Origin of the sequence: Agromyces sp. Marseille-P2726 (assembly GCF_902809835.1) — a bacterium.
Taxonomy (GTDB): Bacteria; Actinomycetota; Actinomycetes; order Actinomycetales; family Microbacteriaceae; genus Agromyces.
Genome location: NZ_CADDWM010000010.1, coordinates 129,997 through 152,836, shown reverse-complemented (window position 1 = coordinate 152,836; position 22,840 = coordinate 129,997). Strand labels below are relative to the sequence as shown.

The following is a 22,840-nucleotide window of genomic DNA, read 5'->3' as shown; positions in this document are numbered from 1 at the left end:
CTCAGTTGGACTCGAGGATCGAGTCGGGCTGGATGTCGATCTTCGCACCGGTGAGCTTCGCCGCGAGGCGCGCGTTCTGGCCCTCCTTGCCGATCGCGAGCGACAGCTGGTAGTCGGGCACGAGGGCGCGTACCGCGCGCGTCGACTCGTCGATGACGTACGCGCTCGTCACCTTGGCGGGCGACAGGGCGCTCGCGACGAAGGTCGCGAGATCGTCGTTCCAGTCGACGATGTCGATCTTCTCGTTGCCGAGCTCGGCGGTGACGGCTCGGACACGCTGGCCGAGCTCGCCGATGGCTGCGCCCTTGGCGTTCACGCCCGGCTGGTTCGCGCGCACGGCGATCTTCGTGCGGTGACCGGCCTCGCGGGCGAGCGACACGATCTCGACGACGCCCGACGCGATCTCGGGGACCTCGAGTGCGAACAGCTTGCGGACCAGCGCCGGATGGGTGCGGGAGACGGTGATCGACGGGCCCTTCTGACCCTTCGAGACGCTCGTGACGTACACGCGGATGCGCTGACCGTGCGGGTACTCCTCGCCGGGCACCTGCTCCTCGGGCGGCAGGATCGCCTCGACGCTGCCGAGGTCGATGTGCACCATGCGCGGGTTCGGCCCCTGCTGGATGATGCCGGCCACGATGTCGCCCTCGCGCCCACGGAACTCGCCGAGCACGGCGTCGTCGGCGAGATCGCGCAGGCGCTGGTTGATGACCTGCTTGGCGGCGAAGGCGGCGATGCGCCCGAAGTCGCTGGGGCTGTCCTCGACCTCGCCGATGACGTTGCCCTCTTCATCGAGCTCGGGCACGTACACCGACACGTGACCGGTCTTGCGGTCGAGGTGTGCACGGGCACCCGAGGGGTTCGCGTGACCGTGCTGACCGGGATTGGTGTGCTTCAAGTAGGCCATGAGGATCGCCTGCTCGATGATCTCCACCAGTTCATCGAACGGGATCTCCTTCTCGCGCTCCATCATGCGAAGCACGCTGAGGTCGATGTCCATCGCCGGCCTCCTCTATTCAGCTCTCAGTGCCGCTTCCCCTCGTGCGGACGACTCTCTACCGTACCGGATTTCCCCACCGGATCGCCGCGTCGGCGCGGCGATCAGGGCGACGGATGCCGCGGCATCCCCGCCGCCATAGTGCCGCAGACCGGGCCCGCGCAAGGGGGCGGCATCTGCGAGCGCTCGTCGCTAGCGTGTGCGGCATGAGCTCGGACACCGTCAGATCAACCGCCGGTGCAGCCCGGGATTCGCGAGCGCTCCGTACGCTCGCCAGGGTCGGCTACGCCGTGCTGGGAGTCGTGCACGTCGTCATCGGCGCCATCGCCATCTCGGTGGCGATCGGCGGGGGCGGCGGTCGCGCCGACCAGAGCGGAGCGATGGAGCAGATCGCGCGCGTTCCCTTCGGCGTCGTCGTGCTCTGGGTGATCGTGCTGGGACTCGCGGCCCTCGGGATCTGGAAGATCGTCGAGGCGTTCCTCGAGCGGGACTCCGACGCGAAGAAACGGTGGGGCCATCGCGTGACGAAGGTCGGTACGGCGATCGCCTACTTCGCGATCGCGGCCACGGCCCTCGTCTACGCGCTCGGCGGCAGGTCGGACTCGTCGCAGTCGACGACGTCGCTCAGCGCGAGTGTGCTCGCGGCGCCGGGAGGCGTCGTACTGCTCGTCCTCGTCGGCCTCGTCGTCCTCGGCGTGGGCGTCGCGTTCTTCGTGCGAGGGATCCGGAAGGACTTCGAGCAGCACCTGTCGCTTCCCGCCGGCAAGGCGGGCGACGGCATCCGCGTGCTCGGCACGGCCGGATACGTGGCCAAGGGCATCGCGGTCGCCGTCGTGGGCGTGCTGTTCGCCTTGGCGGCGCTCACGCACGATCCCGACAAGGCGGGCGGGCTCGACGCGGCGCTGAAGACCCTCGCCGAGCTGCCCTTCGGCCAGGTCATCCTCTGGCTCGTCGGAGCCGGCCTGATCCTCTACGGCCTCTTCTGCTTCGCGCGCGCCCGGTACGAGCGACTCTGACGGTCAGCCCTGCAGGGCGGCGACCACGCCGTCGATGGGGACCGTGGTGCGCTCGCCCGTGGCACGATCCCAGATCTCGACGTCGCCGTCGGCCACGCCCCTGCCGGCGATCACGATCTTCGGCACGCCGATCAGCTCGGCGTCGCCGAACTTCACGCCCGGCGAGACCTTGGGGCGGTCGTCGTAGAGCACATCGAGTCCTGATGCCTCGAGCTCGGCCGAGATCCGCTCGGCCGCCTCGAACACCGCGTCGTCCTTCCCGGTCGCCACCACGTGCACGTCGAACGGCGCGACGGCCGCCGGCCACACGAGGCCCTTCTCGTCGTGGTGCCCCTCGGCGATGATCGCGAGGATACGCGTGACGCCGATGCCGTACGACCCCATGGTGACGGTGACGAGCTTGCCGTTCTCATCCAGCACCTTCAGGCCCAGCGCGTCGGCGTACTTGCGGCCGAGCTGGAAGACGTGGCCGATCTCGACGCCGCGCGCGAGGTGAACCGGCCCCGAGCCGTCTGGCGCGGGATCGCCCTCGCGCACGTCGGCGGCCTCGACGACCCCGTCGGCGGTGAAGTCGCGCCCGGCGACGAGGCCGAACACGTGCTTCTCGTCGAGGTTCGCTCCGGTGATCCACTCGGTGCCGTCGACGACGCGAGGGTCGACGAAGTATCGGATGCCGGTGGCTGACTCCTCGCCCAGCACCGCACCGTCGGGCGACCACGGGCCGATGTAGCCCTTCACGAGGCCGGGGTGCTTCGCGAAGTCGGCCTCGGTGGCCGCCTCCACGTCGTCGGCGGCGAACGCGACGCCGACCCGCTTCGGCTCGATCTCGCGGTCGCCGGGGATGCCCACGACGACGACTTCGCGGGTGCCGTCGAGGTGGGTGAGTGCCAGCACCACGTTCTTCAGGGTGTCGGCGGCGGTCCAGGCGCGGCCGTCGGGCCGCGGGTACTCGGCGTTCGCAAGGTCGACGAGGGTCGCGATCGTCGGGGTGTTCGGGGAGTCGAGCACTGCGGGCTCCGGCAGTCCGTCGAACGGCACGGGGTCGGGTGCGACCGTCGTGAAGGCCTCGACATTCGCGGCGTACCCGCCTGCCGACCGCACGAACGTGTCCTCCCCGACGGGGCTCGGGTGCAGGAACTCCTCGCTCTTCGAGCCGCCCATCGCCCCGGCATCCGCCTTGACGATGACGTAGTCGAGCCCGAGCCGCGCGAAGATGCGCTCGTACGCGTCGCGCTGCGCCTGGTAGCTCGCGTCGAGCCCGGCGTCGGAGACGTCGAACGAGTAGGCGTCCTTCATCGTGAACTCGCGGCCACGCAGGAGCCCCGCGCGGGGACGTGCCTCGTCGCGGTACTTGTCCTGGATCTGGTAGATCATGAGCGGCAGGTCCTTGTACGAGGAGTACAGGTCCTTCACGAGCAGCGTGAAGGCCTCCTCGTGCGTCGGTGCCAGCAGGTAGTCGGCGTCCTTGCGGTCCTTCAGCCGGAACAGGTTGTCGCCGTACTCCGTCCAACGGTTGGTCGCCTCGTACGGCTCGCGTGGCAGCAGCGCCGGGAAGTGCACCTCGTGTGCGCCGGCGGCCGCCATCTCCTCGCGGATGACCTGCTCGATCTTCGCCTTCACGCGCAGGCCGATCGGCAGCCATGCGAACACTCCGGGAGCCTGACGGCGGATGTAGCCCGCTCGCACGAGCAAGCGGTGGCTGGCCACCTCGGCGTCGGCGGGGTCTTCGCGAAGCGTACGGAGGAAGTAGTTGGAGAGGCGTGTGGGCACCCGACGATTCTATTCGGGAGCCCGCCCTCGGCTCGTCCGTGCCGCGGCGCAGCGTCGGCCCCGGTCAGACGCCCACGTCGTCGTCCTCTTCGTCCTCCATGGCGAAGTGGTCGAGCTCGCGCTCGGTCTCCTCCGCGGCGTCGTCGGTGCCCTCGTGCAGTGTGCCCATGCCGTCGGGATCCCCCGCCTCGTCGGGGTACTCGTACTCGCTGCCGTCCCTGCTCATCGCGGTCCCCTCTCGCGAACGGATGCCGCGATCACGGGCATCCCGTGCGGCTCACACTACTCGCCCCGGAGCCTGTCAACCCCGTGCAGGGAGGCGGAGGGCGGTGCGACCGTGGACATGGACACGGAGGAGCGAATCATGAGCGACCCTGCACCCATCGTCTCGCCCGATGACGGCACCGAGAAGGATGCCGCCGAACGCGGCGCGACGGAGCGTCCCCGCCGAGACGGCCTCCCGCGGGATCCCGACGCCACCGAGCACCTCGATGTCGACGTGACCGACGCGGGCGACTGACGGCGGCGAGCCGCCGCGGCTACGAGGTGAGCACCTCGGGCGAGCCGACCGGGGCATCCGCGCCCATCTCGTCGGCGATGCGATTCGCCTCGGCGAGCAGCGTCTCGACGATCTCGGATTCGGGCACCGTCTTGATGACCTCGCCCTTCACGAAGATCTGGCCCTTGCCGTTGCCGGATGCCACGCCGAGGTCGGCCTCGCGGGCCTCACCGGGCCCGTTGACGACGCAGCCCATGACGGCGACGCGCAGCGGCACGGTCATGCCCTCGAGCCCCGCGGTGACGTCGTCGGCGAGCTTGTACACGTCGACCTGGGCGCGACCGCACGACGGACACGAGACGATCTCGAGCTTGCGCTCGCGAAGGTTCAGCGACTGGAGGATCTGCAGGCCGACCTTGATCTCCTCGACGGGCGGCGCACTCAGCGACACCCGGATGGTGTCGCCGATGCCCTCGCCGAGCAGGATGCCGAACGCCGTGGCGCTCTGGATCGTGCCCTGGAACGCCGGCCCCGCCTCGGTGACGCCGAGGTGCAACGGCCAGTCGCCCCGCTCCGCCAGCATGCGGTAGGCCTTCACCATCACGATCGGGTCGTTGTGCTTCACCGAGATCTTGAAGTCGTGGAAGTCGTGCTCCTCGAAGAGGCTCGCCTCCCACACGGCGGACTCGACGAGGGCCTCGGCGGTCGCCTTGCCGTGCTTCTCGAGCAGCCGCGGGTCGAGCGAGCCGGCGTTCACGCCGATTCGCAGCGAGACACCCGCCGCGCGCGCCCGTTCGGCGATCTCGCCGACCCGGTCGTCGAACTTGCGGATGTTGCCGGGGTTCACGCGCACCGCCGCGCAGCCGGCGTCGATCGCGGCGAAAACGTAGTTCGGCTGGAAGTGGATGTCGGCGATGACCGGGATCTGGCTCTTCTTCGCGATGATGGGCAGCGCCTCGGCGTCGTCGCGGCTCGGCACCGCGACCCGCACGATGTCGCAGCCCGACGCAGTGAGTTCGGCGATCTGCTGCAGGGTGGCGTTGATGTTCGTCGTGGGGGTGGTGGTCATCGACTGCACGCTCACCGGGGCGTCGCCACCGACGAGGACCTTGCCCACCTTGATCTGCCGGGACTTGCGTCGCGGAGCCAGCGTTTCGGGGATTTTCGGCATTCCGAGATTCACAGCAGGCACCCCGCCAGTCTACGGCGCCAGCCTGACGCTTGGCCGAGTGGGCGTCGGAGCGGACGCTGCCCCTCAGCGACGGGCGTCCTCGTCCTCCCTCGAGCGGTCGGCGTCGCCTTGGTGCTCCAGGCGGATCCTCCGGCCCAACTCGATGTCCTCCCGCTCCTTCTTCGCCGCCTTGTCGCTCTTGCGGGTGTCGCGAGGCGGGAGCTGGATGTCCTCCTCCGCCTCGATCCCCGCCTGGAGCTGGCGCCCCCGCTCGAGCTCGGCGTCGAACTCTGCGCCGAACAGGAGCGCGCAGTTCGCGAGCCAGAGCCAGAGCAGGAAGACGATCGCCCCGGCGAACGAGCCGTACGTGCGGTCGTAGTTCGAGAAGTTCGCGACGTAGAGGGCGAACCCGGCCGAGACGATGACGAGCACGACGATCGCGATGATCGCCCCGAGGCTGATCCACCGGAACTTCGGCTGCTTCGCGTTCGGGGTCGCGTAGTACAGGATCGCGATGGCGAGGATCACGGCCAGCGCCAGCAGCGGCCACTTCGCGATCTCCCAGATCACCGTGACGGCCTCCCCGAGGCCGAGCGCATCGCCGATGGCCTCGGTGATCGGACCCGACACCACGAGGATCACGGCGATGATGACGATGAGCACGAGCGTGATGATCGTCACGATCAACTGCATGGGGCGCAGCTTCCAGAACGGCCGCCCCTCATCGATCTCGTAGATCTGGTTCATGGCGCGACTGAACGCGCCGACGTAGCCCGACGCCGACCAGATCGCGATGACGAGGCCGGTGACGAAGCCGAACCCTGCGGCCGGCGAGGTGCTGAAGTCCTCGATCGGACCCCGGATGACATCGAGCGCCGCGCCCGGCGCCACCTGCTCCACGATGCCGAAGATCTGGTCGATCGCACGCTGCCCCTGCCCGACGAGCGCCAGCAGCGACATGATGGCGAGGAGTCCGGGGAAGAGTGCGAGCACGCCGTAGTAGGTCAGCGAGGCGGCACGATCGGGACACTGGTCATCGATGAACTCGCGGAAGCTCTTGCGGAAGACATAGCCCCACGAGCGCTTCGTCACCTCTCGGGGCGAGTCGGGCTTGCGGGCGTCGTCGGGATCGGGTGCGTCCGCCAGCTGCCGGCTGGACCCCTTCTCGTTCTCGGCCACGGTGTCCTCCTCGATCGACGGATGCCGCGAGGTGGGCGCCGTGCGAACGTGATCGGCGCCCACCTCACCGGGCGTGCGTCAGCCCGTGCAATCCAGTGTTCGAGGACGCTCGACCGGGCGGTAGACCCTCGCGTGGCGGCGAACCGAGCGCTATAGTGCGGGAGCCGCGCCTCGCCTTCAGGTGCTCCGGGTCGTCAGCGCCTGACGGCCCGGAGGTATGCGACGACGGCTGCGACCCGGCGGTGCGTGTCGGCCTCCCGAGCGACGCCGAGCTTGCCGAAGATGGATGTCGCGTGCTTCTCCACCGCCGACAGCGAGATGTGCAGGGCTCGCCCGATGGCGGGATTGCTGTGCCCATCGGCCATCAGTTCGAGCACCTGGCGCTCCCGCGGCGAGAGGGCCTCGAGGCGGTCGTCGGACGCCTCGTGCGCGCGCAATCGCCGATGCGCCTCCAGGTCGGCCGGGTGGAGCGTCGTCGGCCTGCTCCCCGCGATCAGGCCGACCGGCAGGAGCGGCGCAGACACGAGGAAGAGCGCGGTGCCCGCACCCGCTGCCGACGCCGGCACGATCGACCCGAGCATGAGGACGACCGCAAACGCCCCGAGCGCGCCGAGCGGGAGTGTCAGGCGACCACGCAGCTCTCGATCTCCCCGAACCAGGCGCACGACCGCGATGCCCATCGCAACGGCCGGCATCAGGAAGACGACTCCGGCCCCGGCGGCGAGTTCTGCCGGGAGCACCGCTGCGATCGGCCCGAGCTGGAGCATCGCGCCGGTGGCATCCGTCGCACTCAGGACGGTCGGAGTGGGTCCAGCGAACGCGGTGACGACCGGAACGAGCGACGCGGCCGCGGCGAGGATCCAGGCCCAGCGCGGACCGGGCCCCGCCGGGTACCCGGCCGCCAGCGGCAGGAGCAGTGCGAGGCCGCCGACGAAGAGGACTTGCGAGGTCACGTGCCACACGACGGATCCGGGCCCCTCGTGCAGGGCGAGGGCGGACAGCGCAAGGGCGGACAGGTGCAACGAGCCGATGCCCACCAGGAGCGCGCACGTGAACGAGGCCGCCCTCCACAGTGGACCGAGGAGTCCGGCGATGACGAACAACGCCGGCACGAGCAGCGCGGTGACCGCATCCGCGACGGGCACCACGCCCGAGGCGACGGTCCAGGTCGTCGTCAGGAGGGCGACGGCTCCGCCGACGAACGTCAGCGGGGATGGGTGGCGTTGCATGCCCTCAGTATCCCGTCACGACCGCGGTGCCCGGCGATGCGACCGCACCCCGGCCTGGAATTGCGGTCGACCACACCCCATCTCGGACGATCCTGCGGTCCTCCGCATGCCACCCGGCTCCCGTTCAGTCGTAGCGTCGCGATCGGGCGCTCCTTCCGGTGTCGCCGACCGCAATCGATCAGGAGGACCACATGACCACCGCCATGCCGACCGAATCGGACGTCCGCGACGTGAGCGAGCGGCTCCCCGTTCGCGTGCGCATCGGGCAGGGTGTGCTCACGGCCGTGCTCATCGCATGCGCGCTCGTCGCACTCAGCACGATGTTCGTCGACGACCCGTTCGAACCCGCCGCCGTCGTGCTCATCGCGTCCTTCGGCACCCTCGCTGCGGCGCTGGGCCTCGCCGCCGTGTGGGGCGGGGTGCGTTCGAGGACCGTTCGGCTCGGGCTCTGGGCGCTCCCCCTCTTCTTCGTGTGGCACGTCGCCGCACTCGGCACCTGGATCCCCGACGCGGTGCTCGCGGTCGTCGCGGCATCCGGCGTCGTGCTGGTGACCGGCCCGACGGGTTCGCGGCCGAATCACGAGCCGAGCTGACGGGAGGCGCCGCTGGGGATCTTCTGGGGCCGGCTCAGGCGGCCGCCCGCTCGCCGGCGTCGACGAGCGCCAGGAGCGCCTCACGGAACTCATCGGGGCGCTCGAGGTGCGGCGAATGCCCGCAGCCCTCGAGCGCGAGCTCGGTGACGTCGCCGCCGGCGGCCGCGTACCGGTCGAGCACCGCCCGCGTCTGCTGGATCATCGGTTGCGGAGGCGCCACGTCATCGCCCGGCCAGCCGGGGATGATGCCGGCCTTGCCGAGCTGGTTGAGATCGAAGAACGAGGCATCGCCGACGATCGCGTCGAGCGCACCGTGGACCCACAGGATCGGGGGCTTGCGTTCGACGTCGACGATCGCCGTCGTGTCGAACACGGTGGGTGCGAGGGTGTTCAGGATGCCGCGGCCGCCGGGGGCGAACCCCGGCCAGTTCTCCGACGGCGTCGAGTCGCCGGGATAGTTGTCGACGCCGGTCTTGGTGGAGAGCATCGACTCGACCCAGATGTCCTCGTGCTCGGACTCGTATCCGGGTGCGACGTACGTCGCCCGGAAGACGGCTCGCGGCGATCCGGCCTCGTCGCTGCGGTCGCCGCGCTCGATGCGGGCCACGAAGTCGGGATTCGCTCCCCCACCGCCTGTGCCCGCGGCATCCGGAGTCAGCAGCGAGCCGTCGAGTGCCGTGCCGCCGAAGCCGTACGGCGACACGGGTGCGACGAGCGTGAGACTGGCCACGAGGTCGGGCCGGTCGAGCAGGAGCTGCATGGTGACGCCTCCGCCGAGGCTCCAGCCGACGAGGTGCACGGCACCGAGGCCGAGCGCGTCGATCACGGAGGCCACGTCGTCGGACCAGTCCCGAACGCCTCGGGTCGCGTCGATCGGCAGCGTCTCGCTGTCGCCGTACCCGCGGAGGTCGACGGCGAGCGCGCGGACGTCGGCGGGGAGCGCGAGCATCAGCGGCTGCCAGAACAGCGACGACGACACGTTCCCGTGCACGAACAGCACGGTGGGCGCACCTGCGGCAGGGTCATCCACCGCGCGCGCCAGTACGTTGGCGGTGAGCCTCGGCGTCTCGACGCGTCTGGTGGTGATGCCGTCGAAGATCGTGTCGACCATGGGTACTCCTCGAGGTTGTTCCGGGCTATTCGGCCGCGGAGGTCTGCAGCTCGGCGACCGACGAGGTGTCGAGCGGCGGTTCGGTGGCGGCGACGACCTCGTCGATGGTGACGCCGGGGGCGACCTCGACCAGCTTGAGGCCGTCGGGGGTGACGTCGATCACGGCGAGGTCGGTGATGATCCGGTCGACGACGCCCTTGCCGGTCAGCGGCAGGGAGCACTCGTTCACGATCTTCGCGGAGCCGTCTTTCGCGACGTGCTCCATCAGCACGATCTTGCGGCGGGCGCCGTGCACGAGGTCCATCGCACCGCCCGGGCCCTTGACCATCTTGCCGGGGATCATCCAGTTGGCCAGGTCGCCCGCGGCCGATACCTGCATGGCGCCGAGGATCGCCGCGTCGACCTTGCCGCCACGGATCATGCCGAAGCTGGTGGCCGAGTCGAAGTACGCCGCGCCGGGCAGCACGGTCACCGTCTCCTTGCCGGCGTTGATGAGGTCGGGGTCGACCTCGTCCTCGGTCGGGTAGGGGCCCACGCCGAGGATGCCGTTCTCGGACTGCAGCACGACCGTGACGCCGTCGGGCACGTAGTTCGGCACGAGCGTGGGCAGCCCGATGCCGAGGTTCACGTACGATCCGTCGGCGAGCTCCTTCGCCGCCCGGGCGGCCATCTCGAGTCTGGTCAGTGCCATCTCAGTTCCCCTCTCGCACGGTGCGGCGTTCGATCCGCTTCTCGATGTCGGGCCCGACCACGACGACCCGGTCGACGAAGATGCCGGGCAGGTGCACGGCGTCGGGGTCCAGCTGCCCGGGCTCGACGAGCTCCTCGACCTGCGCGATGCAGACCCGGCCGGCCATCGCCGCGAGCGGCGAGAAGTTGCGGGCCGACTTGTCGAACACCAGGTTGCCGTGCCGGTCGCCGCGCAGCGCATGGACGAGCGCGAAGTCGGTCGTGATCGCCTCCTCGAGGACGAACTCACGCGGCTCGCCCTGCACGTCGAACGTCTGCACCGGCTTGACGGGGCTCGCGACCGCGATCGTGCCGTCGGCGTGGTACCGGCGCGGCAGTCCGCCCTCGGCGACCTGGGTGCCGACACCGGTCTGCGTGAAGAACGCCGCGATGCCGCTGCCGCCTGCGCGGAGCTTCTCGGCGAGCGTGCCCTGCGGCGTGAGCTCGAGCTCGAGCTCACCCGCCAGGTACTGGCGCTCGAACTCCTTGTTCTCGCCCACGTACGACGACGTCATCTTCGCGATGCGCTGCTTCGCCAGCAGCACCCCCAAGCCCCAGTCGTCGACGCCGCAGTTGTTCGACACGATCGACAGCCCGTCGACGCCCGCATCGAGCAACGCCTGGATCAGCACCATCGGGATGCCGCAGAGGCCGAAGCCGCCCACGGCGAGGCTGGCTCCGGAGGGGATGTCGGCAACCGCCTCCTGGGCGGATCCGACCACCTTGTCGAGTGTCACGATGCACCTTCCTGTATCTCAGCGTCCGCCAGACGGCGGTGGAGCGTGGGCACCAGGTGTCGCACGCCCTCGGCCGTCATGACGATCGTGTAGTGGTTGACGTCGGGCACCTCGTGCACGACGAGCTGCGGCATCCGCTGGGCCCATTCGACGACCCCCTCAGGGTAGAGGGGAGCGGCGTCGAGCAGGCCGCGCGGCGCGCGGAAGAAGTCGACCGGGCCGGGCAGGCCCACGAGCGCCTCGACATAGCCGTCGGCGCCATCGAGCTGCACCGAGTTCTCGGCGACGGCGGCAGCGTTGGCGGAGCTGCGCAGCGTCGGTTCCTCGCCGTCGACGTCGTACTCGACGTACGACTCGATGGCGTCGGTCCAGTACGGACCCAGGGCCGGGTGCCTGCGCCAGAAGTCGACGTACGCCGCGCGATCGGGGAACGTCATCGAGAGTCGCTCCAGGGCCGGTCCGAGCAGCGTCTTCGGCAGGCCCCCGGGCGCGACGCCCTCGGGGTTCGGCACCGGCAGCCCGCCGTCGACGAGGAAGAGCCCGGCGAGGCGGTCGGGATGGCGCTCGGCGAACCGAACCGAGACGAACGCCCCCATCGAGTGGCCGACGACGAACGCCCGGTCGACGCCCTGCGCGTCGAGCGTCGCGGCGAGGTCGTCGGCGTGCTGCTCGAGGCCGTAGGGCGCCGGCAACGTGTTGCTGCGTCCGCGCCCGCGGAGGTCGACCCCGATCACGCGACGGTCATGCATCTCGCCGGCGAACGCGTCCCACGCGCGGTGGGTCGCCGTGATCCCGTGCACTGCCAGCACCGGAGTACCCGGGGCATCGGCTCTCCACTGGGCGCCGGCGAGGAAGCCGCCCGCGACGGGCGCCCTGAAGGTCGAGTAGCTCACCGTGCGCTCCATCCGCCATCCATGACATAACTTGCCCCCGTCGCCATGCCCGCTTCGGGCGATGCGAGCCACACGGCCAGGCTCGCGACCTCGGCCGGCTCGACGAGCCGCTTGATCGCCGACTCGGTGAGCATGACCTTCGGGAGCACCTCTTCCTCGGAGATCCCGTGCAGGCGGGCCTGGTCGGCGACCTGCTTCTCGACGAGCGGCGTGCGCACGTATCCGGGGTTGATGCAGTTCGACGTCACCCCGTGCGGACCACCCTCGAGCGCCGTCACCTTCGAGAGGCCCTCCAGCCCGTGCTTCGCGGCCACGTAGGCCGACTTGTACGGCGACGCCCGGATGCCGTGCACACTCGAGATGTTGATCACCCGGCCGAACCCCCGCTCGTACATGCCGGGCAGCACGGCGCGGATGAGGAGGAAGGGCGACTCGAGCATGAGCCGGAGGATGAGCGAGAACCGATCGGGCTCGAACTGCTCGATCGGACGGACGTGCTGGATCCCAGCGTTGTTCACCAGGATGTCGGCGTCGAGCGAGAGCTCGGCCAGCGCCGGGGTGTCGCCGAGGTCCACCTGCCACGCCTCCCCCCCGATCCCCCCGGCGCCGCGCTCTGCGGCCTCACCGTTGAGGTCGGCGATGACCACGGGGGCGCCCGCCGCGGCGAACGCGCGCGCACACGCCTCGCCGATGCCACTCGCGCCCCCGGTGACGACGGCGCGTCGTCGGGACAGATCCGTCACGATTCCTCCTTCTCCCGCGCACCACTGCGCGGGGCTCCTGCCAGTTCGGGTCGACCGAGGGCGCCGGCGACGAAGCGCATCATCTCGTCGAGCACGTGCTGCGGCACCTCGCGAGTGCCGCTCGCGGTCGGATCGGCGTCGTCGCCGGGCGCCGCATCGGGGTCGCTCCAGAGCACCCACCGCATGCCGATCATCTCGCCGATGCCCATGAGCGCCCAGGCGGCCACCGTCGGATCGATGTCGTTGATCTCGCCGTCGAGCGCGGCCGCGCGGAGACCGTCGATATAGCCCTCGACGATGCGCGTGTAGTGGAGTCGCAGGGCGTCGGGCGACACGAGCTCGGCTTCGCGCACGACGCGGTAGAGCGCCGGATGCTCCGCCGTGAAGCGGAAGAAGGCCGCGAACCCCTCGCGCTCGGCCTCGAGCCGGCTCGTGGCGCCGCGAGCGCCCTCGCTCATGGCCTGCCGCACCCGATGGTTCAGATCTTCGACGAGCTCGTTGAAGATGTCGAGCTTCGTGTCGAAGTACAGGTAGAAGGTGCCCTGTCCGACACCGGCGGCGTCGGTGATGCGCGACACGGATGCCTCGTGGTAGCCGTGCGCCGCGAACACCTGCTCGGCCGCGAGCAGCAGCCGACGGCGGGTCTCCTCACCGCGGGCGGTGCGGGGCCGCGCGCTCATCGGAGCCCCCCGTCGACCCGCGCCGCTGCGTCGCTCGCGGAGGCCGCGATCGCGGCGGACCGCTCGGCGAGCACCCGGCGTTGCACCTTCCCCGCGGTCGAGCGGGGCAGCTCGTCGACGAAATGCACCTCGCGCGGCACCTTGAATCGCGCCAGCGAGGCCGCGGCGAACTCGATGAGCTCTGCGGCATCCGTCGCCCGACCGCGATGCGCGACGACCCAGGCCGATCCGGCCTCGCCCCAGCGGGTGTCGGGAACCCCCACGACCGCAACGTCGGCGACGGCCGGATGCCCCATCAGCACCGCCTCGACCTCAGCGGGTGCGACCCCCTCACCGCCCGAGATGTAGATGTCCTTGATGCGGTCGACGATGGTGTAGAAGCCGTCGGCATCGCGGCGCACGAGGTCGCCCGTGCGCAGCCAACCGTCGACGAGGGCTGCACCGGTGGCACCCGGGTCGCGGAAATACCCGGCGAAGACGGCCGGCCCGCTCACGAGGAGCTCGCCCTCCGCTTCGCCGTCGAGGTGCTCGCCCGTCACCGGGTCCGCGACGGCGACATCGACGTGCGGGTAGGGCTTGCCCGCGGATCCGGCGCGCCGGCGCGCGTCCTCGTCGGGCAGGCAGAGCACGTTCGGGGATGCCTCGGTGAGGCCGTAGCCCTGCGTCAGGGCGACGTCGCGAGCATGCCAGGTGCGCAGGAGCGCAGGCGGCATCGGCGCGCCGCCCACGATCGCGTGCTGGAGGCTCGACAGGTCGGCGGCCTGGAAATCGGGATGCTGCGCCAGGAACAGGTAGTGGGACGGCACGCCCATCATGGTCGTGATGCGGCGCTCCTGGATCAGGTGCAGCACCCGTCCGGGGTCGAAGGTGCGCTCGAGCACCACGGTGGCACCCGTCCACCACGCCAGGAGCGGCTGGATGTTCCAACCCCCGACATGGAACTGCGGCAGCACCGCCAGCACCGAGTCGTTCGCGGTCAGCTCGCAGATGCGCGAGAACGACAGGTTCGTCCAGAAGCAGTTGGCGTGGGTGAGCACCGCGCCCTTGGGCCGGGCGGTCGTGCCCGAGGTGAAGATGATGAGCAGCGCGTCGTCGTCGGCGACGTCGGGCCGGCCGGCGGCCGGCGCACGCGAAGCATCATGGGCGGGAGCGGGTACCTCGGACTCCACCCCGTGCGCACCGAGCGGCGCCGTCGGAATGCGACGGGCGAGCCGCGACAGCGTCGCCTTCGCGAGTGTCTGGAACTCGCCCTCGACAAGCACCAGGGCCGGCTCGGCGATCTCGAGCTGTTCCGCGAGTTCCCGTGGTGCGAGTCGCCACGAGAGGGGAACGAGCACCAGGCCGGCCTTCGCGCAGGCGAAGAACAGCACGACGTGGTCGGCGCTGTTGCCGGTGATCGTCGCGATGCGGTCGCCGGTCGCGTAACCGGCCGCCCGCAGCGAGCGGGCCAGGCGTTCGGCGCGTGCATCGAGCTCCCGGTACGTGACCACCACGCCGCGATCGTCGATCGCGATGCGCTCGGGCGTCGCACGCGCGCGATCGCGCGTCCAGCGTCCGAGGGTGTGCAGACCGTCAGGCATCCGCGACCTCCGCCGATTCGGCCGGGTGCTGCTTCCGGCCCGATCGGATGCGTTGCGGAATCCCCGCGATCCCCCCGGGCAGGAACAGCACCACGAGGATGAAGAGCGTTCCAAGGATGAACAGCGGCTCGGACAGTGGAACACGGAGCACGGCGGGCAGACCGGCGATGAAGTCGGAACCCGCGAGCGCCGTGAGGCGCTGGTCGAGCAGTGTGTAGACGATACCTCCCACAACGGCGCCCCAGCGATACCCCACTCCGCCGAGCACGACGATCACGAGGATCGTGAGGGTGAAGTCGGCCGTCGCGACCCGCGGGGAGGCGCCCGACTGCAGCAGCAGGTACCCCATGCCGGCGACCGCCGCCAGGGTCGACGCGACGACGAAGATGAGGAACTTCACCCGGTAGGGGCGGATGCCGATGACGCGCACGCGCAGCTCGTTCTCACGCGTCGCCTCGGCGACGTGCCCGGCGCGGCTGCGCTCGACCCAGAGCACGACGAGATAGACGAACACGAGGATGCCGAGCGCCAGCCAGTAGAGGTTGCGCGTGTTGAGCACGCCGACGAGCGCGTCGGGCACGTTCGTGATGTCGAGGGACAGGCCCTCCTCGCCGCCGGTGGCGCCACCGGGATTGCGCCGGATGAGCACTGAACCCGCCTGCGCGAACGCGAGCGTCACCATCGCGAACGAGATGCCGGTCACGCGCAGGGCGAGCGACCCGACGGTCGCCGCGAGCAGGATGCCGAACACGAGCGTGACGACGATCGCGCCGAGGAAGATGAGCTCGCTCGGCCACTCCGCCGGTGCGAAGTACTCGAGCGCCATGCCGAGCCCGTAGGCGCCGGCGGCGAAGAACAGCGCGTGCCCGAACGAGAGGAGCCCGGCGAGGCCGAACATCATGCGGTAGCTCAGCGCGAGCGCCGCGATGAGCATCGCGTACGCGAGCAACTGCAGCGTGCCCGGCGTGTACGTCGGTCCGGGCAGCACGCCGGGGATGTCGATGGCGAGCAGCGGCAGGATCGCGAGCACGACGACGAGCGCGATGCCGCCGATGAGCAGCACGAGCGGTCGACGAGCGGATGCCGCGACGCCGCCCTTCGTTCTGGGCGACGAGCCGTCGGTGCCCTGAGCCTGTCGGAGAGTCGATTCGGATGCGGCATCCGACACCTGCGGTGCGGTGCCCTGAGTCTGTTGCTGGGTCATGCGACCTTCCCCATCAGTCCGCGCGGGCGGATGAGCAGCACCGCGGCGAGGGCGATGACGACGACGAGGTCGCCGGTACCGCCGAGGTAGAAGTTGGCGAACTGCTGGAGCACCGCCACGAGCACCGACGCGATCGCCGCACCGGTCAGCGAGCCCAGCCCGCCGATGACGGTCACGATGAACGCGAAGATGAGCAGCAGCGAACCGAGGTGCGCCGAGACGTAGCCGTAGTACACCGAGGCGAGCACGCCGCCGAGTCCGGCCGCTGCGCCGCCGATCGCGAACACGAGCGTGAACGAGCGGCGCACGTCGATGCCGAGCGCCGTCACCATCGAGCGGTTCTCGACGCCGGCGCGGATGATCAGCCCGTAGCGGGTGCGCTGCAGGAACAGCACGATGGCGCCGAGCACGACCGCCGCGCAGGCGATGAGGAGGAACCGGTCGTTCGGGATCCTCGCGCCGAGGATCTCGGTGGTCTGGGTGAGCCACTCGGGCTTCGCGGTGTAGATCGGGTCGGTGCCCCAGATGCCCTCGAAGAGGGCCACCGAGGCGAGTGCGAGTCCGACCGTGATGAGGGCCTGCTCGATGTGCCGCTCGTAGAGCCGGCGGATCAGGAAGTATTCGGTGGCCGCGGCGACGACGGCGCCGACGATCATGCCGACGAGGGCGGAGACCAGGAGCCCCCACCAGGTGCCGTCGGAAACCCGGCGTCCGACCTCCCAGCCGATGAACGCGGCGATCGTCAGGAACGCGCCGTGGGCGAAGTTCAGCACGCCCATGAGCCCGTAGATGAGCGAAAGGCCACTGGCGACCAGGAAGTAGAGGGCGCCGAGCCCGAGGCCCGTGATGACGAGGAGGAGCACGGTGCTCATCGGAGTTCCTCCGAGGGTTCGGCGCCCTCTACTTCCTGGTCGGCAGTGGCCTTTCGCTCATCTACGGGCTCATGGGCGGCACCCCGAGGTACCGCTGGACGCGGTCCTCGTCGTCGAGCAGGTCGGCGGCGGATCCGGTGAAGACCACTCGGCCGCCCGAGAGCACGACGACGCGCTCGGCGAGCCTGCGGATGACGTGCAGGTTCTGCTCGACGAGGAGGATCGGCACCGTCTTGGCCGCCTCGGCCAGGGCCACGCCGACCTCATCGACGATCTTCGGCGCGAGCCCCTTCGTGGGTTCGTCGACGAGCAGCAGGCGATTCTCGTTGACGAGTGCGCGGGCGAGGGAGAGCATCTGCTGCTGGCCGCCCGAGAGGGTGCCCGCGCGCTGGGCGCGGCGAGCGTGGATGTCGGGGAACAGCCGCTCGATGAACTCGCGGCGCGGCGTGTCGTCGCGCTCGGCGAGCCGGAGGTTCTCGCCGACGCTCAACGAGCCGAACACCTCGCGGTCCTCGGGCACGTAGCCGACGCCCCGCTGCACGATGCGGTGGGTGGGCAGCCGATCGATGCGGTCGCCGCCGAGGCGCACCTCGCCGGTGCGGTCGATGAGGCCGAGGATCGACTTGATCGTCTACGTCTTGCCGACGCCGTTGCGCCCGAGGAGCGCGGTCACGCCCGAGGCGGGGACCTCGAACGACACGTCCTCGACGACCTGCTGGCCGGCGATGCGACCGTACAGGCCCTCGACGACGAGGATGGGCTCTGCGGCGCTCATACCGTCTCTCCCAGGTAGGCGGATTGCACGGTGGGATTCGCCATCACGGCCTCCGGTGTGTCGACCGCGAGGAGCTCCCCGTGGTGCATGACCGCGACGCGGTCGACGAGGCCGAGCACGACCTCCATGTGGTGTTCGACCATGAGTACCGTACGCCCGCCGCGGTGGAGCCCGCGGATGACCTCGGTGATCGCGGGCACGTCGCCCGACCCGACGCCGGCCATGGGCTCGTCGAGGAGCACGACCTTCGGCTCCATCGCGATGAGCATCGCGATCTCGACCTTGCGCTTCTCCCCGTGGGCGAGGCCCGACGAGATGGCGTCGGCTCTGTGCTCCAGCCCGACCTCGGCGAGTGCCTCGCGCGCACGCCGCGTCGCGGCATCCGTTCGCCTCGGAATCCGGAACACGGATGTCGCGCCACCGGCGTGCGCCTGGGCGGCGAGGCGGACGTTCTCGAGCACCGACAGCCCGGGGAAGAGGCTGGACGTCTGGAACGTGCGACCGAGGCCCGCCGTGGAGCGCCGGTGGATCGGCTCGTTCGTGACATCGCGCCCGTCGAGCCGGACCTGGCCCTCGGTGGGACGCACGACGCCCGAGATGACGTTGAACAGCGTCGTCTTGCCCGCACCGTTCGGCCCGATCACCCCGAGCATCTCGCCGGACGGCACCTCGAGCGACACGTCGTGGAGGATCCGTGCGCCGCCGATGCGGAGTCCGACGTGCTCGAGGGAGAGCACTGCGTGGTCGGTCATGTCTGCCTTACTGCGTTGGAAGGAAGGGGGTTGAGCTCCGGCGGGTGGCCGTCTCGTGGACGACCACCCGCCGGGGTCGGTCGCTAGCCGGCGACCGGTGGCGCGACGGTCTCGGCGTCGACCTCTTCGATCAGCTCGGGAACCCAGTTGCCGCCGTCCTGGACGAGCGTCGCCTGGTACATCGGCTGGATCATCGCGTGGTCCTCCTCGCGGACCGTGATCTCGCCCTTGACGGAATCGAAGGTCCAGCCTTCGAGGGCGGCGATCATGCCGTCGACGGTGTCGTCGCCCTCGCGGATCGCCTGCACGATCATCTGTGCGGCCACGAAGCCGTCGGGCGAGAACAGGTCGGCCTGGGCCCCGTTGGCCTCGAGGTGCTCGATCATCGCCTTCTCGGCGTCAGTGCCCGCGGCACCGCCGAAGTAGTGGTTCAGGAACGAGATCTTGTCGGATGCCTCACCGTACGCGCCGTAGGTGGCGACGTCGCCGAGGCCCGTCACGACCGGTACGGCGTCGAACACGCCCTGCTGCGAGAGGGCACTCCACATGGCGCTCGACGAGGCACCGGCCCACGCGACGAACACGAGGTCGGGCGACGCGGTGAGCAGCTGCTGCGCGAACGGGGTGAACTCCGTGGCGTCTTCAGCCACGAGCACGCCCTCGACGTTGGCGCCCTGGCCGCCCAGCACGGCCCGGACGCCGGCGAGGTTGCCCTGGCCGAATGCCGTGTCCTGCGCGAAGACGACGACCTTCTTGCCGGCCGGGTCGCCGATGAAGGTACCCGCTGTGGCGACATCCTGATAGGTCTGGCGGCCCGAGCGGAAGGTGTACTCGTTGACGCCGGTGATCGCGTCGGTCGCCGCCGGGCCCGAGATGTAGAGGACCTTGTTCTGCGCCGCCTGCTCGGCGAGGGCGGTCGCGATGCCCGACACGACGGTGCCCGCGATGATCTGCGTGCCCTGGCCGATGACGTCCTTCGCGAGCGACACGGCGGTGTCGGGGTTGCCCTGGTCGTCGAGCCACTCGATCTCGAGCTCGCGGCCGTCGACCGTGCCCGTGCCGTCGGTCGCGTAGTCGAGACCTGCCTCGAAGCCGGCGGTGTACGCCTCGCCGTAGGCCGCGAGCGGGCCGGTCTGGGAGGTGATCATGGCGATCTGCACCGGAGCGGCCGAGTCGGTCTGCTCGGCGTCGCCACCGGCGGCCGTGTTCGGAGCGCAGCCGACCAGGGCGATGGTCGCGGCGGCGATGACTGCCGTCGCGAGATACTTCTTCGTAACCCGCATGTGTATGCCTCTCAACTGTGATGGCTGGACGAACCTGACAGCTGGTTCAGGTCTCAGGAAAGTACAATATGGTGGAAGTGCATCGCTCGCAACCCGCACGAAGGAGTCCAGGAGACATGAGCATCCCCGAGGTCGTCATCATCGCAGGGGCACGTACCCCGTTCGCTCGTATCAACGGCAACCTGGCGAGCAAGACGGCAGTCGAACTCGGTACCGCCGCCATTCGGGGCGCACTCGAGCGGGCAGGCGTCTCCCCCGACGACGTCGATGCCGTCATCATGGGCCAGGTGCTGCAGGCGGGCGCCGGCCAGAACCCCGCCAAGCAGTCGGCCGTCGCGGCGGGCATCCCGTGGCGGGTTCCCGCGACGACGGTCAACAAGGTGTGCCTGTCGGGTCTCGTCGCCATCACGGATGCCGCACGCATGATCCGTCTCGGCGAGGCATCCGTCGTCGTAGCCGGCGGCCAGGAATCGATGACCAAGGCCCCGCTCCTGCTCCCCGGATCCCGGTCGGGATGGAAGTACGGCAGCGTCGAGATGGTCGACCACGCCGCCAACGACGGACTCACGGACGCGTTCGACCAGGAGTCGATGGGGGCGTCCACCGAGCGGTTCAACGAGCGCTACGGGCTGACGCGCCCCGAGCAGGACGAGATCGCGGCCGAGTCGCACCGTCGAGCCGGCGCTGCGCAGGCCGGCGGCGTCTTCGATGACGAGATCATCGCCGTCGAGGTGCCGCAGCGCAAGGGCGACGCGATCTCGGTCGACACCGACGAGGGCGTGCGCCCCGACTCCACCGTGGAGGTGCTCGCGAAGCTGCGCCCCTCGTTCGCCGAGGGCGGCGACATCACGGCCGGCAACTCCTCTCCGCTCTCCGACGGCGCGGCGGCGGTCGTCGTCGCGAGCCGCGAGTGGGCCGAGGAGCGCGGGCTCCCCTGGCTCGCGCGCGTCGGTGCTTCCGGCCAGGTCGCCGGTCCCGACAACTCGCTGCACTCGCAGCCGTCGAACGCCATCGCAGCCGCACTCGAGCGGGCCGGCGAATCCGCCGGCGACCTCGACGTCGTCGAGATCAACGAGGCGTTCGCGGCGGTGTCGCTGCAGTCGATGCGCGACCTCGAGCTCGACCATGCGAAGGTCAACATGCACGGCGGTGCGATCGCGCTCGGTCACCCGATCGGCGCCTCGGGCGCACGACTCGCGCTCCACGCGGCGCTCGAGCTCTCCCGCCGAGGCGGCGGCAAGGCGGCCGTGGCGCTCTGCGGGGGCGGCGGGCAGGGTGAGGCGCTGCTGCTGTCACGCTGAGCTCGTGGGAGGATGCGGCGCATGACGACCCCGTCGCATCCTCCGCTCGATCACCGGCTGCGCCGCATGGTCGGACGCGACCCGAACGAATCGCACCGTACCGCGACCCCGCTCGAACTGCTGTACGACCTCACGTTCGTCGTGGCGTTCAGCCAGGCCGGCACCCAGGCCGCGCACCTGCTCGAACTCGGGCACTGGGGCTCGGCGCTGATCGGCTTCTCCTTCGCCGTCCTCGCGATCTGCGTCGCGTGGATCAACTACTCGTGGCTGGCCTCGGCGTTCGACAACGACGACACGTTCTTCCGTCTCGCGACGATGGTGCAGATGGTCGGCGTGCTCGTGCTCGCCCTCGGTCTCCCGCCCGCGTTCGAATCGATCGACGAGGGCGCCCACCTCGACAACGGGGTGATGGTCGCCGGCTACGTGATCATGCGCGTCGCGACCGTCGCCCTCTGGCTGCGGATCGCCCGCCAGGATCCCGAGCACCGACGGACCGCCCTCACCTACGCGATCGTGATCGGCATCATCCAGGTCGGCTGGGTGGTCGTCATCTTCATCAACCCCCCGCTGGCCGTCATGCTGGGGATCATCGTGTTCCTCGGAACGCTCGAGCTCGTCGGTCCGTACGTGATCGAGCGCAGGGTGGGCGGCACGCCGTGGCACGCTCATCACATCGCCGAGCGATACGGCCTTCTCGTGATCATCACCCTGGGCGAGGTCGTGCTCGGCACCATCCTCGCGATCTCGGCCGTGGTCGAGGAGCAGGGGTGGTCCGTCGAGGCGGGGCTCGTGGCGTTCGGCGGCACCGCGCTCGCCTTCGGGCTGTGGTGGGTCTACTTCACGCTCCCCTCCGGCAAGGTGCTGCAGCGGTTCCGTCGAAGGGGATTCGTGTGGGGCTATGGGCACTTCTTCATCTTCGGCTCGCTGGCGGCGACCGGGGCGGGGCTGCATGTCGCGGCCTTCGAGATCGAAGGCGTCGCGCGCATCGACACCGTCGAGGCGATCCTCACGGTCGTGGTGCCGGTCGGCGTGTTCCTGGTGACCCTGTTCACCCTGTACTCGCTCCTGCTCCGGCAGCTCGACCCGTTCCACATCCTGCTCTTCGCCGGCGGCGTCCTCCTGCTCGCCATCGCGGTGTGGGCGGTGGCTGCAGGCGCCACCATGGGGGTGGGGATCGTCCTGACGGCCCTGGCCCCCGTCGTCGTCATCGTGGGCTACGAGACCATCGGTCACCTGCATCAGGCCGCCGCCCTCGAGCGGGCACTGGCCGAGTGAGCGAGCTGGCCGGGTGAGCGGGCGGATGCCGCGGCACCCGCCCGCCGCCACGGCCCCGCCTCACTGGTTCGGCCGGTTCGCGCGCAGCACCTCGAGGCGGGCGCGGTACTCGGTCTCGTCGATGTCGCCCTTCGCGTAGCGCTCCGAGAGCGTCGCCTCGGCGCTCGCGACGGGGCCTCGCATCCACGGCGGACCGTAGCCCTCCGCGCCGTACTGCGCCCAGTACCGGCGCCGGTTGCGGCTGAACAGGAAGACGATCAACGCGATCACGAGGATCCAGAAGATCGGGATGAGGAAGAAGAGCCATCCGTAGCCGGCCGCCCAGGGGCCGGCGTGGGTGACCGTCGCGGTGGTGAGGGAGGTGAGCATGAGGTGCATCCTTCCGGTCGTGCGGCCCGCCGATCGAGCCGTCGCGACCATGCTCCCGTCGGCGCGGCATCCGCGAATCCGC

The 22,840-nt window shown here is 70.2% G+C and carries 23 protein-coding genes and 1 pseudogene; 5 read left to right on the top strand and 19 right to left on the bottom strand.

Annotated elements, in window-relative coordinates; all coding sequences use genetic code 11:
• Nucleotide 1 precedes the first annotated feature (1 nt).
• Nucleotides 2-1,000 carry a transcription termination factor NusA gene (nusA, locus tag HUS56_RS03800; RefSeq protein ID WP_173922056.1) on the bottom strand — a complete coding sequence of 333 codons (999 nt, stop codon included), beginning with the start codon at nucleotides 998-1,000 and terminating at the stop codon, nucleotides 2-4.
• A 203-nt stretch (nucleotides 1,001-1,203) separates the two neighbouring features.
• On the opposite strand from nusA, the gene HUS56_RS03795 reads away from it, so the two are divergent.
• Nucleotides 1,204-2,013: a DUF1206 domain-containing protein gene (locus HUS56_RS03795; RefSeq protein WP_173922055.1), complete on the top strand. Its 810-nt coding sequence runs from the start codon at nucleotides 1,204-1,206 to the stop codon at nucleotides 2,011-2,013.
• Between the two features lie 3 nt (nucleotides 2,014-2,016).
• On the opposite strand, the gene HUS56_RS03790 is transcribed toward HUS56_RS03795, so the two are convergent.
• A complete protein-coding gene (locus tag HUS56_RS03790) occupies nucleotides 2,017-3,783 on the bottom strand; it encodes a proline--tRNA ligase (protein WP_173922054.1) in 1,767 nt (588 codons plus the stop codon).
• A gap of 64 nt (nucleotides 3,784-3,847) precedes the next feature.
• Nucleotides 3,848-4,009, bottom strand: coding sequence for a hypothetical protein (locus HUS56_RS03785; protein ID WP_173922053.1), 162 nt, complete (start codon nucleotides 4,007-4,009; stop codon nucleotides 3,848-3,850).
• A 138-nt stretch (nucleotides 4,010-4,147) separates the two neighbouring features.
• Here HUS56_RS03785 and HUS56_RS03780 point away from each other — a divergent pair, with 138 nt between their 5' ends.
• Nucleotides 4,148-4,303, top strand: a complete 156-nt coding sequence (locus HUS56_RS03780; protein ID WP_173922052.1) for a hypothetical protein — start codon at nucleotides 4,148-4,150, stop codon at nucleotides 4,301-4,303.
• Nucleotides 4,304-4,322: 19 nt separating this feature from the next.
• Here the strand turns inward: HUS56_RS03780 and ispG are convergent, their stop codons facing one another.
• From ispG to HUS56_RS17225, 3 genes are all read right to left on the bottom strand, one after another.
• On the bottom strand, nucleotides 4,323-5,453 hold the full coding sequence (gene ispG, locus HUS56_RS03775; RefSeq protein ID WP_173922172.1) for a flavodoxin-dependent (E)-4-hydroxy-3-methylbut-2-enyl-diphosphate synthase: 1,131 nt from the start codon (nucleotides 5,451-5,453) through the stop codon (nucleotides 4,323-4,325).
• Nucleotides 5,454-5,537: 84 nt separating this feature from the next.
• Nucleotides 5,538-6,632, bottom strand: coding sequence for a YihY/virulence factor BrkB family protein (locus HUS56_RS03770; RefSeq protein WP_173922051.1), 1,095 nt, complete (start codon nucleotides 6,630-6,632; stop codon nucleotides 5,538-5,540).
• Between the two features lie 194 nt (nucleotides 6,633-6,826).
• The gene (locus tag HUS56_RS17225) at nucleotides 6,827-7,861 is read right to left on the bottom strand and encodes a LuxR C-terminal-related transcriptional regulator (RefSeq protein WP_254431272.1); all 1,035 of its coding nucleotides are present in this window, start codon (nucleotides 7,859-7,861) and stop codon (nucleotides 6,827-6,829) included.
• Nucleotides 7,862-8,052: 191 nt separating this feature from the next.
• Between HUS56_RS17225 and HUS56_RS03760 the strand changes: the two genes are divergently transcribed.
• A complete protein-coding gene (locus HUS56_RS03760) occupies nucleotides 8,053-8,454 on the top strand; it encodes a hypothetical protein (RefSeq protein ID WP_173922050.1) in 402 nt (133 codons plus the stop codon).
• Nucleotides 8,455-8,488: 34 nt separating this feature from the next.
• On the opposite strand, the gene HUS56_RS03755 is transcribed toward HUS56_RS03760, so the two are convergent.
• The 12 genes and pseudogenes from HUS56_RS03755 to HUS56_RS03700 form a co-directional block, all read right to left on the bottom strand.
• A complete protein-coding gene (locus HUS56_RS03755) occupies nucleotides 8,489-9,565 on the bottom strand; it encodes an alpha/beta hydrolase (RefSeq protein WP_173922049.1) in 1,077 nt (358 codons plus the stop codon).
• Between the two features lie 25 nt (nucleotides 9,566-9,590).
• Nucleotides 9,591-10,256, bottom strand: a complete 666-nt coding sequence (locus HUS56_RS03750) for a CoA transferase subunit B (protein WP_173922048.1) — start codon at nucleotides 10,254-10,256, stop codon at nucleotides 9,591-9,593.
• 1 nt (nucleotide 10,257) lies between these two features.
• Nucleotides 10,258-11,031 carry a CoA transferase subunit A gene (locus HUS56_RS03745; protein WP_173922047.1) on the bottom strand — a complete coding sequence of 258 codons (774 nt, stop codon included), beginning with the start codon at nucleotides 11,029-11,031 and terminating at the stop codon, nucleotides 10,258-10,260.
• Complete coding sequence (locus tag HUS56_RS03740) at nucleotides 11,028-11,936, bottom strand: alpha/beta fold hydrolase (protein WP_173922046.1); 909 nt, start codon at nucleotides 11,934-11,936, stop codon at nucleotides 11,028-11,030. Before HUS56_RS03740 ends, HUS56_RS03745 begins: the two co-directional genes overlap by 4 nt.
• Entirely contained in the window at nucleotides 11,921-12,667 is a 747-nt protein-coding gene (locus tag HUS56_RS03735; protein WP_173922045.1) for a 3-hydroxybutyrate dehydrogenase, read from the bottom strand. The genes HUS56_RS03740 and HUS56_RS03735 overlap by 16 nt, the downstream gene beginning before the upstream one ends.
• On the bottom strand, nucleotides 12,664-13,347 hold the full coding sequence (locus tag HUS56_RS03730; protein ID WP_173922044.1) for a TetR/AcrR family transcriptional regulator: 684 nt from the start codon (nucleotides 13,345-13,347) through the stop codon (nucleotides 12,664-12,666). Before HUS56_RS03730 ends, HUS56_RS03735 begins: the two co-directional genes overlap by 4 nt.
• Complete coding sequence (locus HUS56_RS03725) at nucleotides 13,344-14,927, bottom strand: class I adenylate-forming enzyme family protein (RefSeq protein ID WP_173922043.1); 1,584 nt, start codon at nucleotides 14,925-14,927, stop codon at nucleotides 13,344-13,346. The genes HUS56_RS03730 and HUS56_RS03725 overlap by 4 nt, the downstream gene beginning before the upstream one ends.
• A complete protein-coding gene (locus HUS56_RS03720; protein WP_173922042.1) occupies nucleotides 14,920-16,131 on the bottom strand; it encodes a branched-chain amino acid ABC transporter permease in 1,212 nt (403 codons plus the stop codon). Before HUS56_RS03720 ends, HUS56_RS03725 begins: the two co-directional genes overlap by 8 nt.
• Nucleotides 16,128-17,003 carry a branched-chain amino acid ABC transporter permease gene (locus HUS56_RS03715; RefSeq protein WP_173922041.1) on the bottom strand — a complete coding sequence of 292 codons (876 nt, stop codon included), beginning with the start codon at nucleotides 17,001-17,003 and terminating at the stop codon, nucleotides 16,128-16,130. Before HUS56_RS03715 ends, HUS56_RS03720 begins: the two co-directional genes overlap by 4 nt.
• A gap of 61 nt (nucleotides 17,004-17,064) precedes the next feature.
• Nucleotides 17,065-17,778, bottom strand: a pseudogene (locus tag HUS56_RS03710) (ABC transporter ATP-binding protein).
• Nucleotides 17,775-18,530 (bottom strand): ABC transporter ATP-binding protein, encoded by a 756-nt coding sequence (locus tag HUS56_RS03705; RefSeq protein WP_173922040.1) that lies wholly within the window; start codon nucleotides 18,528-18,530, stop codon nucleotides 17,775-17,777. The pseudogene HUS56_RS03710 and the gene HUS56_RS03705 overlap by 4 nt, the downstream one beginning before the upstream one ends.
• A gap of 83 nt (nucleotides 18,531-18,613) precedes the next feature.
• Complete coding sequence (locus tag HUS56_RS03700) at nucleotides 18,614-19,813, bottom strand: substrate-binding domain-containing protein (RefSeq protein ID WP_173922039.1); 1,200 nt, start codon at nucleotides 19,811-19,813, stop codon at nucleotides 18,614-18,616.
• 116 nt (nucleotides 19,814-19,929) lie between these two features.
• Here HUS56_RS03700 and HUS56_RS03695 point away from each other — a divergent pair, with 116 nt between their 5' ends.
• Both HUS56_RS03695 and HUS56_RS03690 read left to right on the top strand, forming a co-directional pair.
• Nucleotides 19,930-21,114: an acetyl-CoA C-acetyltransferase gene (locus HUS56_RS03695; protein WP_173922038.1), complete on the top strand. Its 1,185-nt coding sequence runs from the start codon at nucleotides 19,930-19,932 to the stop codon at nucleotides 21,112-21,114.
• 21 nt (nucleotides 21,115-21,135) lie between these two features.
• Entirely contained in the window at nucleotides 21,136-22,389 is a 1,254-nt protein-coding gene (locus tag HUS56_RS03690; RefSeq protein WP_173922037.1) for a low temperature requirement protein A, read from the top strand.
• A 60-nt stretch (nucleotides 22,390-22,449) separates the two neighbouring features.
• Here HUS56_RS03690 and HUS56_RS03685 read toward each other — a convergent pair whose 3' ends face one another.
• Nucleotides 22,450-22,758 carry an SHOCT domain-containing protein gene (locus tag HUS56_RS03685; RefSeq protein WP_173922036.1) on the bottom strand — a complete coding sequence of 103 codons (309 nt, stop codon included), beginning with the start codon at nucleotides 22,756-22,758 and terminating at the stop codon, nucleotides 22,450-22,452.
• Nucleotides 22,759-22,840 lie beyond the last annotated feature (82 nt).

What these genes read in the sequence shown, in the direction of transcription:
- HUS56_RS03755 (WP_173922049.1), bottom strand. Translation starts at nt 9,565, where the DNA reads ATGGTCGACACGATCTTCGACGGCATCACCACCAGACGCGTCGAGACG.
- HUS56_RS03720 (WP_173922042.1), bottom strand. Translation starts at nt 16,131, where the DNA reads ATGACCCAGCAACAGACTCAGGGCACCGCACCGCAGGTGTCGGATGCC.
- HUS56_RS03715 (WP_173922041.1), bottom strand. Translation starts at nt 17,003, where the DNA reads ATGAGCACCGTGCTCCTCCTCGTCATCACGGGCCTCGGGCTCGGCGCC.
- HUS56_RS03785 (WP_173922053.1), bottom strand. Translation starts at nt 4,009, where the DNA reads ATGAGCAGGGACGGCAGCGAGTACGAGTACCCCGACGAGGCGGGGGAT.
- HUS56_RS03695 (WP_173922038.1), top strand. Translation starts at nt 19,930, where the DNA reads ATGAGCATCCCCGAGGTCGTCATCATCGCAGGGGCACGTACCCCGTTC.
- HUS56_RS03750 (WP_173922048.1), bottom strand. Translation starts at nt 10,256, where the DNA reads ATGGCACTGACCAGACTCGAGATGGCCGCCCGGGCGGCGAAGGAGCTC.
- HUS56_RS03730 (WP_173922044.1), bottom strand. Translation starts at nt 13,347, where the DNA reads ATGAGCGCGCGGCCCCGCACCGCCCGCGGTGAGGAGACCCGCCGTCGG.
- HUS56_RS03725 (WP_173922043.1), bottom strand. Translation starts at nt 14,927, where the DNA reads ATGCCTGACGGTCTGCACACCCTCGGACGCTGGACGCGCGATCGCGCG.
- HUS56_RS17225 (WP_254431272.1), bottom strand. Translation starts at nt 7,861, where the DNA reads ATGCAACGCCACCCATCCCCGCTGACGTTCGTCGGCGGAGCCGTCGCC.
- nusA (WP_173922056.1), bottom strand. Translation starts at nt 1,000, where the DNA reads ATGGACATCGACCTCAGCGTGCTTCGCATGATGGAGCGCGAGAAGGAG.
- HUS56_RS03705 (WP_173922040.1), bottom strand. Translation starts at nt 18,530, where the DNA reads ATGACCGACCACGCAGTGCTCTCCCTCGAGCACGTCGGACTCCGCATC.
- HUS56_RS03740 (WP_173922046.1), bottom strand. Translation starts at nt 11,936, where the DNA reads ATGGAGCGCACGGTGAGCTACTCGACCTTCAGGGCGCCCGTCGCGGGC.
- HUS56_RS03760 (WP_173922050.1), top strand. Translation starts at nt 8,053, where the DNA reads ATGACCACCGCCATGCCGACCGAATCGGACGTCCGCGACGTGAGCGAG.
- HUS56_RS03685 (WP_173922036.1), bottom strand. Translation starts at nt 22,758, where the DNA reads ATGCTCACCTCCCTCACCACCGCGACGGTCACCCACGCCGGCCCCTGG.
- HUS56_RS03780 (WP_173922052.1), top strand. Translation starts at nt 4,148, where the DNA reads ATGAGCGACCCTGCACCCATCGTCTCGCCCGATGACGGCACCGAGAAG.
- HUS56_RS03700 (WP_173922039.1), bottom strand. Translation starts at nt 19,813, where the DNA reads ATGCGGGTTACGAAGAAGTATCTCGCGACGGCAGTCATCGCCGCCGCG.
- ispG (WP_173922172.1), bottom strand. Translation starts at nt 5,453, where the DNA reads ATGCCGAAAATCCCCGAAACGCTGGCTCCGCGACGCAAGTCCCGGCAG.
- HUS56_RS03795 (WP_173922055.1), top strand. Translation starts at nt 1,204, where the DNA reads ATGAGCTCGGACACCGTCAGATCAACCGCCGGTGCAGCCCGGGATTCG.
- HUS56_RS03690 (WP_173922037.1), top strand. Translation starts at nt 21,136, where the DNA reads ATGACGACCCCGTCGCATCCTCCGCTCGATCACCGGCTGCGCCGCATG.